The sequence below is a fragment of the Halogeometricum sp. CBA1124 genome (assembly GCF_009741955.1).
Lineage (GTDB): Archaea > Halobacteriota > Halobacteria > Halobacteriales > Haloferacaceae > Halogeometricum > Halogeometricum rufum.
Genome location: NZ_WPCD01000156.1, coordinates 1 through 8685, shown reverse-complemented (window position 1 = coordinate 8685; position 8685 = coordinate 1). Strand labels below are relative to the sequence as shown.

Annotated in this window: 9 protein-coding genes and 1 pseudogene; 6 read left to right on the top strand and 4 right to left on the bottom strand. The window is 69.0% G+C overall.

The annotated features are described in order from the left end of the window. The coding region (locus tag GJ632_RS15950) for a hypothetical protein (protein WP_191453469.1) at positions 1–205 on the bottom strand (205 nt) is incomplete at its 3' end. A 23-nt stretch (positions 206–228) separates the two neighbouring features. Beyond that, positions 229–966, bottom strand: coding sequence for a transcriptional regulator (locus GJ632_RS15945; RefSeq protein ID WP_191453468.1), 738 nt, complete (start codon positions 964–966; stop codon positions 229–231). Positions 967–1302: 336 nt separating this feature from the next. On the opposite strand from GJ632_RS15945, the gene GJ632_RS15940 reads away from it, so the two are divergent. The 4 genes from GJ632_RS15940 (at position 1303) to GJ632_RS15925 (ending at position 5407) form a co-directional block, all read left to right on the top strand. Beyond that, positions 1303–1836, top strand: coding sequence for a DUF1102 domain-containing protein (locus tag GJ632_RS15940; RefSeq protein ID WP_191453467.1), 534 nt, complete (start codon positions 1303–1305; stop codon positions 1834–1836). Positions 1837–2155: 319 nt separating this feature from the next. After that, complete coding sequence (locus tag GJ632_RS15935; RefSeq protein WP_191453466.1) at positions 2156–2830, top strand: hypothetical protein; 675 nt, start codon at positions 2156–2158, stop codon at positions 2828–2830. Between the two features lie 69 nt (positions 2831–2899). Continuing rightward, positions 2900–4069: a signal peptidase I gene (locus GJ632_RS15930; RefSeq protein WP_191453465.1), complete on the top strand. Its 1170-nt coding sequence runs from the start codon at positions 2900–2902 to the stop codon at positions 4067–4069. A 90-nt stretch (positions 4070–4159) separates the two neighbouring features. Next, positions 4160–5407 (top strand): DUF5305 domain-containing protein, encoded by a 1248-nt coding sequence (locus GJ632_RS15925; RefSeq protein ID WP_191453464.1) that lies wholly within the window; start codon positions 4160–4162, stop codon positions 5405–5407. A gap of 4 nt (positions 5408–5411) precedes the next feature. On the opposite strand, the gene hisA is transcribed toward GJ632_RS15925, so the two are convergent. After that, entirely contained in the window at positions 5412–6137 is a 726-nt protein-coding gene (hisA, locus tag GJ632_RS15920; RefSeq protein WP_191453463.1) for a 1-(5-phosphoribosyl)-5-[(5-phosphoribosylamino)methylideneamino]imidazole-4-carboxamide isomerase, read from the bottom strand. A 207-nt stretch (positions 6138–6344) separates the two neighbouring features. Between hisA and glmM the strand changes: the two are divergent. Beyond that, positions 6345–7708, top strand: a pseudogene (gene glmM, locus GJ632_RS15915) (phosphoglucosamine mutase). A 104-nt stretch (positions 7709–7812) separates the two neighbouring features. Beyond that, positions 7813–8436, top strand: coding sequence for an N-acetyltransferase (locus tag GJ632_RS15910; protein ID WP_191453462.1), 624 nt, complete (start codon positions 7813–7815; stop codon positions 8434–8436). On the opposite strand, the gene GJ632_RS24835 is transcribed toward GJ632_RS15910, so the two are convergent. Next, positions 8413–8547: a hypothetical protein gene (locus GJ632_RS24835; protein WP_255473588.1), complete on the bottom strand. Its 135-nt coding sequence runs from the start codon at positions 8545–8547 to the stop codon at positions 8413–8415. The two genes, GJ632_RS15910 and GJ632_RS24835, sit on opposite strands and share 24 nt — an antisense overlap. Between the last annotated feature and the right edge of the window lie 138 nt (positions 8548–8685).

Sequence of the window (8685 nt, the reverse complement as noted above, 5' to 3'; positions counted from 1 at the left end):
GCGCGGCGGCCGGCGGCGACTCGCCGCTTCGACCGACGGTTCCGTTCGCCGCCGGCCGGAACCCGTTCGCCCGGACGCTGGCGTCGGGACGGACGGAGCCCGTCAGACCGGGCGCGCTGGCGTTTCCGGGACTGGGTCGCTCCCGTTCGAGACGCATCTCGACGCCCACGTACGCGCTCGCGTCCGAGGCGACGGTTCCGGTCACCCCACGGTCCGCCTGCGTCGCGCTCAGACCCCCCCGTCGGTATCGCCGTCAGGACCACGAGACCGGCGGCGACGAGGAGTATCCCCGCTCGCCTCATCGGTCGGTCGCTCCGGCGGCGGGCCGTCGTGCCCGACGTGCATCCGCGTCCACGTGTCGTAGGCGAACACCGCGCTGGACGTGAGCGACGTCACCGCGACGAAGACGGCCAGCGACTCGTGGGAGAGTCCCGAGAGCACCGGGACGCCCACGAGCGAGCCGAACACGACGGCCGAGAGTATCGAAGAGACCAACAGCAGGTACGGCCCCCAGGCCAACTCCCGACCCGACGTGGTCTCCAGATAGATGTTCACCGCTTCGGCGCGGTCGGTGAGTTCGACGACGCTCTCCTCGCGGTCGAACTCGACGAAGCCGAGGTCCTCCAACTTCGGCGCGTGGAACTGCGACAGCGACGTGTGCACGTTCTTCCGGTCGGCGTACGACAGGCTCTCGGCGTCGATTCCCTGCTCCCACGCCGTCACCTGCGCGGAGAGGTCGGCCAACTCCACCGGTTCGTCGGCCCCCTGCTGTTTCAGGTAGTGGATGACGAACCGGCGACGCTGGTTGCTCAGCGCCTCGAACAGCGCCTCGTGCGTCGGCTGTCGGTCGTCCCCCCGCGCTCCGTCGTCCGCCTCGTCGTCGTCGGTCACCGCGTCCGCGGGCGACGACGACTCGCTCGCCTCGCGATACTGCCCGTTTTCGGTCAGGTGAGTCCCCTCACTCATCGTGACCCCCCTGACGCTGCCCCACTTGTCATCGCAGCCACACCAATGGAACCGGGGTCTTTAGTTACACACCGGGGGAGTCGACCCCCCGCGTACGAAGACCGCGTGTGCGCGACCCGCAATCACACCCATCGTTCGATTAAGCCGGCGTGAAACTCAGTTCTGCGGGACGACCGCATCTGTCGGAGAGTCGCCGCGTGCCGACCTATCGGCGTCGGGACGCGTTTGCGTCGGGCGTGGACCGCGTTCGTCACGCGAGGTTCGAACTCTAACAATAGGTTCGGCGGGCGTCGACGGACGTGAGCCCCGCGAACGCACTCGCGGGGCGGACACACCATGCAACGACGAACGTTCATCGGGGGACTCGGGGTACTGGCCGCGGCGGGGAGTGCGGTGTTCGGCACCGCCGCCGTCTCGAACGTCACGGCGGAGCGAAACATCACCGCCAGCGTCGCGGGCGACGGCAGCGCGTATCTTGAGATACGCGAGGGGGCCGCCAACGGCTTCGCCGTCGAGAACTTGGACGGCGCGTTCCGCCTGAACTTCGCGAACGACCCGGACGGCGGCAACGGACTCAACGAGGACGCCGTCAGTTCGTTCGACGACGCGTTCCGCATCAACAACACCGGCGACGAGACGCTGGCGGTTCACATCGAGGACGCGAAGGATCGCATCGAGTTCTACTTCGGCGAGGACGCAAGCGACGGCGACTACGGCAACGACACCACGGTGACGACGACTCTCGAACCGGGCGACGACCCCCTGATGGTCGGCGTCCGCATCGACCTGCGGGACGTGGCGGCGGCGGGCGTGTTCGCCGGCGACGACGACTTCACCATCGTCGCCGAGGACGTGGACGACAACGCCTGAATCGCCGACCCCCTCTTTTTCGAATCGCGTCGAGGCGGCGAGCGTTCGCTCGGCTTTCGAGCCGAATCGGGCCGTATCGAGGGAATACGCGGGTTTAATCCGACGTGAAGGTTCGGCGACCGGTCACCTCTCGTGGGAGAGGGGTCCGTTTGCGGGGGACCAATCGGGGCGAACGGGCGGGCGCGGAGTCGGTTGGCGACGTGCCGGGAGCGCGTTCGTCAGGAAATGTTCGAACTGTAACAATATGGTGTCCGGTCCACGTGGGAAGTGAGCACGACGGGTCGCGGTGGCCCGGGTGCGACAGGAGACAACTACGACAATGCAACGACGAAAGTATCTGGCCGCGTTAGGATCGCTCGCCGCCGGTGGGGCGGCGATGACTGGAACTGGGGCGTTTAGTAGGACTAGCGCAACTCGCGGTGTGAGTGTCGAGGCTACGGGAGATGCCTCCGCGCAGCTGAAACTGCGGCCAACGAGCGACTACGCATCCTACAATAGCGACGGCCTGCTGGCGCTAAACTTCGACGATCTGAACGGAAGAGCGGATATCGAAATCGCGGACGTGTTCAAGATACAGAATCAAAGCAATCGAAACGTCGGTATCTTCATCGATGAAGGGAGTGCCAGTTACGCGTTCCAGAATGGAACCGGTCCCGCCGAGAAGCCGTCCGAAGCCGGTTCCGATGGAATGTACAATCAACTCCGTGATGCCGGATTCAATCAGAATGGTTGGTACGACGACGACATCAGCACCGAAGACATAAACGGACCGAAAGCGCTCCCGAGCGCGTACCGTGCTTCGTCGTCCAATTCGACGAATCGACCATCTCTGGATCCGAGTAGCTATGACCACGTCCTCGCCCCAGGGGACTCGCTCAGCCCCGACTGGTACATATTCGACACTCCCAGCAACCCATCGGACCTCGATGTGACGGGAGAGATAGTCGTGCTGGCATACTCACAGGACTACGTGGACGCCGGCAAAGGTCCATAAGAGAAGCCCCTCACCTCCGTTCACGTTACCAATAACTATCCGCAGTAATCCTTTATTTTGGCTGTCAGAATGGCGTCGAAGCGATTCGTAGTTGGGGCAGTAGAACTGTGGGTCGGTGTCGTTCTGCTGTTGTTAATCGCCGGCGCCGCCCTCGGCCAACCCGTTCTCCTCGGCTACGTCGAAACCGGCTCCATGGCCCCCACGATGGAACCGGGTGACGGGTTCGTCGCCGTCCCCTCCGCCCTCACCGACGAACCCGAGGTGGGCGACGTCGTCGTCTTCCGCGCGGAGGAGATACAGGGCGGCGGTCTGACCACCCACCGAATCGTCGGCGAGACAGAACAAGGGTACGTCACCAGGGGCGACGCGAACCCGTTCACCGACCAGGACGGCGACGAACCGCCGGTGAAGGAGGCGCAGATAGTCGCCGAGGCGTGGCAGGTGGGCGGGAGCGTCGTCGTGATTCCGCAGTTGGGCACCGCCGTGACGGGAATCCGGGGCACCGTCGAGGCGGTGCAACGGACCGTCTCCTCCCTCCTCGGCACGCGCGCCCTCCTCGGCCCGCAGGGACTCGCGGACCTGTTCTTCGGCGCGACGGCCCTCTACTACCTCGTCGGCGAACTCCGCGGCGACGGGCGGGAGCGTCGGCTGCGGGAGACGGACCGCGACGAGGGTATCGACCCACGCCTGTTCGCCCTCGGCTTCACTCTCCTCCTCGTCGGCGGCGCGACGGCGGCGATGGTCGGACCGGCGGGCACCCAGCAGTACGGCGTCGTCAGCGCGGAGTTCGACTCCGAGCGACCGACGGTGATTCCGGCGGGCACGTCCGCGAACGTCACCTACGCCGTCGGCAACGGCGGGTTCGTCCCCGTCCACGTCTTCCTCGAACCCGCCAGCGAGGGCGTGGCCGTCCACCCCGAGGAACTGACCGTCGACGGCCGGCGCGTCGCCAACGCCACGGTGACGCTGTCTGCGCCGCCGCAGACGGGGTACTACCGCCGGTTCGTCGCCGAACACCGCTACCTCGCGGTGCTTCCCCACTCGGTGACGGAGTCGCTCTACCGGGTCCACCCGTGGGCACCAATCGTCGCCGTCGACGCCCTCCTCGGCGTGCCGTTCTACCTCCTCGCCGTCGCCCTCGTCGGGTCGGGTCGGGTCCGCAATCGCAGTCGGAACCGAGCGGTGCCGATGCGGCGGCGGATTCGACGGGCGGTGCGGGGCCTGTACGCCCGCGAGTGACCGGCGCGCTCCAACGTCACGCCTGTAACGAGACCTGAAACTACGTTACCCACGACGTTACTATCGTGTTACTCTCTCGACAGACGAGCGATGTCTGACTGGGAGATTCGGGCACGGGGAGTGATAACAGGCAACTTCGCGCTGGTGGTCGGGTGTATGCTCGTCCTCGCCGCGGCGGGCGGGTGGGTGACGTACGCGACTCACGTCGACCCGGGGACGCACGTCGAGGAGCGTCCGGGAGCGTGGTGGGAGACGACGGCCGAGTTCGGCCACGCCGCGACGGTCACGGAACCGAACCCGGTGTACCCCGTCGGCGCCACGCTGACGGACCGGTCGGCGTACTACGGTGCCATCGCGCCGCGACTCGACGGCAACTTCACGTACGGGTACGCCGCCAGCGAGGGCGGGTCGCTGACCCTCCGCGTCGACGCCGACGTGGTGTTGCAGGCCGTCGAGCGGAACCAGTCCGGGGCGGTCCAGACGCGGTACTGGCAACGGACGCGGAACCTCGGCGAGTCGGAGGCGCGCGGCGTCGCACCCGGCGAGTCCGTCGAGGTCCCGTTCTCGTTCAACGCCACCGAACTCGCACGCGAGACGGACCGGATAGACGAGGAACTGGGAGCGTCGCTCGGCGAGACCGAAGCGCTCGTCCGCGCCACCGTCACGCTGACGGGGACGGTGAACGGGGAGTCCGTCGACCGGACCGAGCGGTACGCCCTACCCGTCGGACTGGGGAACGCGTACACCGTCGAGGACCCGGGGCCGACGACCGACCGGCACGCGCCGACCCGGACGGTCACCGTGCCGAACCGGTACGGGCCGGTGCGGCAACTCGGGGGGCCGGTGCTCCTCGGCGTCGGACTGGGCGGCGCCGTCGGACTCGTCTGGGCGCGCCGGCGCGGCCGTCTGGCGCCGCCGACGCCGGCCGAGACGGAACGGCTCTCGTTCCGCGAGGCCCGGTCGGAGTTCGACGAGTGGATTCACGCCATCGACCTGCCCGCCTCGGCGTTCGAACGCCCCCGCGCGGAGGCCGAGTCGCTCGCGGACCTCGTCGACTTCGCCATCGACACGAACAGCAGCGTCGTCGAGGACGCCGAGGCGGGGACGTACTACGTCCTCCACGACGGCTACCTCTACACGTACGCCCCGCCGGCGTTCGACCGTCCGGACGACGGCACCGGTGACGGCGAGAGCGGCGGTGCGAACGGCGACGGTGACGGGGAGAGTGACGCGATGGACGGCGCGAGCGACGGGACGGACGACGGCGGAGAGCGCCGACCGGACGACGCCTCCGAGTCGGCGACGGCCGCGTCGGCGGACGGAGAACGGTCGCCGTAGCGCGTCAGACGTCGTTCGCGTCGCGGAGCGTGAACGCGCCCTCGTACAGGGCCGTCCCGACGACGGCGGCGGCCGCGCCCGCGTCCTTCAGCGCCCGGACGTCGGAGAGCGAGGCGACGCCGCCGGAGGCGACGACGGGGATGTCGACGGCGTCGACGACGCGGCGGGTCACGTCCGTCTGGACCCCCTCTAGCTTCCCCTCCACGTCCACGTCGGTGAACAGAATCGCGCCCGCGCCGAGTTCCTCGTAGCGCGCCGCGGCCTCTGCGGGGTCCAATCCCGTCCCCTCGGTCCACCCGGAGACGACGACTTCGCCGTCCCGCGCGTCGAGGCTCACCATCACGGAGCCGGGGTGCGTCTCGCTTATCTCGGCGACCACGTCCGGGTTCTCCACGGCGGCCGTGCCGAGGATGACGCGTTCGATGCCGAGTTCGAGGAGTTCGCGGGCGTCCGCGGCCGTCCGGATGCCGCCGCCCAACTGGACGGGCACGTCGACGGCGGCGACGACGGCCTCGACGGCGTCGGCGTTCTGGCGTTCGCCCTCGAACGCGCCGTCGAGGTCGACCAGGTGGAGCGTGGACGCCCCCTCGTCCACCCAGCGTTCGGCGGCCGCGACGGGGTCGCCGTACCGCTTCTCCGTGCCGCGTTCGCCCTGCACCAACTGGACGACTTCGCCGTCCTGCATGTCTACCGCCGGAATCACCTCGAACGTCGGGAACGCCTCGGACATGCGAGAGCGTGGGCGCCGGTGCGCCTAAAGTCTCCGAAGGCGGCGGGAAGTGGGCGGTGACGGTGACGGCGGAAAGTGGGCGGTGACGGCGGACCGAGCGGGGTCGAACGACGGACGACGACGAGTCGGACGCGACGGGTGCGAACGAAACCCGCCGGAGGGTACGATTCGCAACCGCTTTGATGCCGGGCGAATCAGCAACTGGTAATGAAACTGTTCGGTTCGAGCGGGACCCGTGGCGTCGTGGGGGACGGCCTCACGCCCGAGTTCGTCCTGCGCGTCGCCAAGGCGGCCGGGACGGTCTGGGGGTCGGACCGTGCGGTGGTCGCGCGCGACACGCGAACGACCGGGGAGATGTTCTCGAACGCCGCCGCGAGCGGTCTCACCAGCGTCGGCGTGGACGTGGACGTGCTGGGCGCCGTCCCCACGCCCGGCGCGGTCCGCTACTGCGAGGCCGAGGAGGTTCCGGCCGTGGTCATCACGGCCTCTCACAATCCGCCGGAGTACAACGGCATCAAACTCGTCGGCGACGACGGCGTCGAACTCGCCGTCGCCGACCTCGAACGCATCGAGGACCACGTCCTCGCCGAGGAGTTCGCCACCGCGTCGTGGGACGAGGTTGGCGAGATTCGGCACGTCGACTCGGCGAACCGCGAGTACGTCGAGGACCTCCTGACCGCCGTCGACGGCGACGCCATCGCGGACGCGAACCTGACCGTCGCGCTCGACCCCGGCCACGGCGCCGGCTGTCTCACCAGCCCCGACTTCTTCCGCGAACTCGGCTGTAAGGTCGTCACGGTCAACGCCAACCCCGACGGCCACTTCCCCGGCCGCGAGTCCGAACCCGTCGGCAGCAAACTCGGCGACCTCTGCCGCCTCGTGAAGGCCAGCGACGCCGACGTGGGCATCGCTCACGACGGCGACGCCGACCGGGCCGTCTTCGTGGACGAGGCGGGCGAGTTCGTCGCCGGCGAAGCCTCGCTGGCCGCCCTCGCTGCCGCCCACCTCGACGAGGGCGACACCACCGTCGCCGCCGTCAACGTCTCCCAGCGTCTCGTGGACGTCTGCGACGACGTCGGCGCGAACCTCGAACTGACGCCCATCGGCGCGACGAACCTCATCACGCGGATTCGCGACCTGTGGGCCGAGGGCGAGTCCGTCCCCATCGCAGGCGAGGGCAACGGGGGGATATTCTTCCCGAACTACCGACTCGTGCGCGACGGCGCCTACACCGCCGCGAAGTTCCTCGAACTCGTCGCCGACCGACCGGTGAGCGAGGTCATCGCCCCCTACACCGACTACGTGACGTCCGCGTCAACCTCGCGTACGAGGACGAGGCGGAACTCGAAGCGATGCTGGAGGCGGCCCGCGACTACGCCGACTCCTCGGAGGCGACGCCGAACACGACGGACGGCTACCGCCTCGACTACGGCGACGCGTGGGTGCTCGTTCGGCCCTCCGGCACCGAACCGAAGGTCCGCGTCTACGCCGAGGCCCGCGATGAGGGCCGCGCACGCGAACTCGCCGGCGGCGCCGAGGCGGCCCTGCGCGCCGCGATCGACGACTCCTGAGAAGAGCCACATCGTACCCGAACCGAGCCGAACCCGGCACTCGGCGGCCGACGGAGTCTGTCTGGTCGTATCACCTTTTACGCACGAACCCGTCTAGCGCCGTGATGCAGGGTCCCGTGACCGTCCGCCCCGTCGCCTCGTTCGCGGAGTACTGCGACGCCATGCGGACGTGGCGTCTCGCGTGGCGCGCCGCGTTCGACCACATCCTCCCGGCCGCGTCGCTGCCGGCCGCGGACGTACCCGCCGACCGACTGGACCGACTCGAAGCGGCGTACGAGGACGTGACGCTCCACGACGACGTGTTCGTCGCCACGTCCGACGCGGGGGCGGCCGGCGCAGACTCGTCGCCCGGCACCGCGAACTCGCCGCCCGTCGACGTCGACACCGGTGTCGTCGGGTTCGCACACGCCGTCTGGGACGCCGACCGCACGGAGTCGTTCGTCCCGGCCGACGATGCCGAACTGCGCGCACTGTACGTTCGCCCCGACGACTGGGGCGACGGCGTCGGCTCCGCCCTCCTCTCGCACGTCGAACGGGCCGCCCCCGCCGACGGCGACGCGCGGCGACTCGTCCTCCAGACGTTCGCCGACAACGAGGACGGCCGCGCGTTCTACCGCGCCCGCGGCTTCGATGCGGTCGGCGAGGGCTCGTACGAGGTGGACGACGAGTCGTACCCGACGGTGGTGTTCGCGAAGTCGCTGCGGCTAGAAACTGAGGAGGCCGAATAGGCAGACCACCGCGCCGAGGGCGAGGAGGGCGACGCCGCGTTCCACGGAGATGTCTTCGGCCGGGTCCGCGGGCATCTCGGGTCGTTCCTCCGGCGGGAGCAACCACGCCATCGCGCGTCGTCGACGCCGGTCACGTTCTCGGCGGGGTCGTCCGGTCGGTTCACGCGGGCGACGGCGCGCCGCAGTTCGAGCGCCCGCGCGCCGTAGTAGAAGCAGGCGAACCCGGAGAGCAACGCGAGGACGCCGACG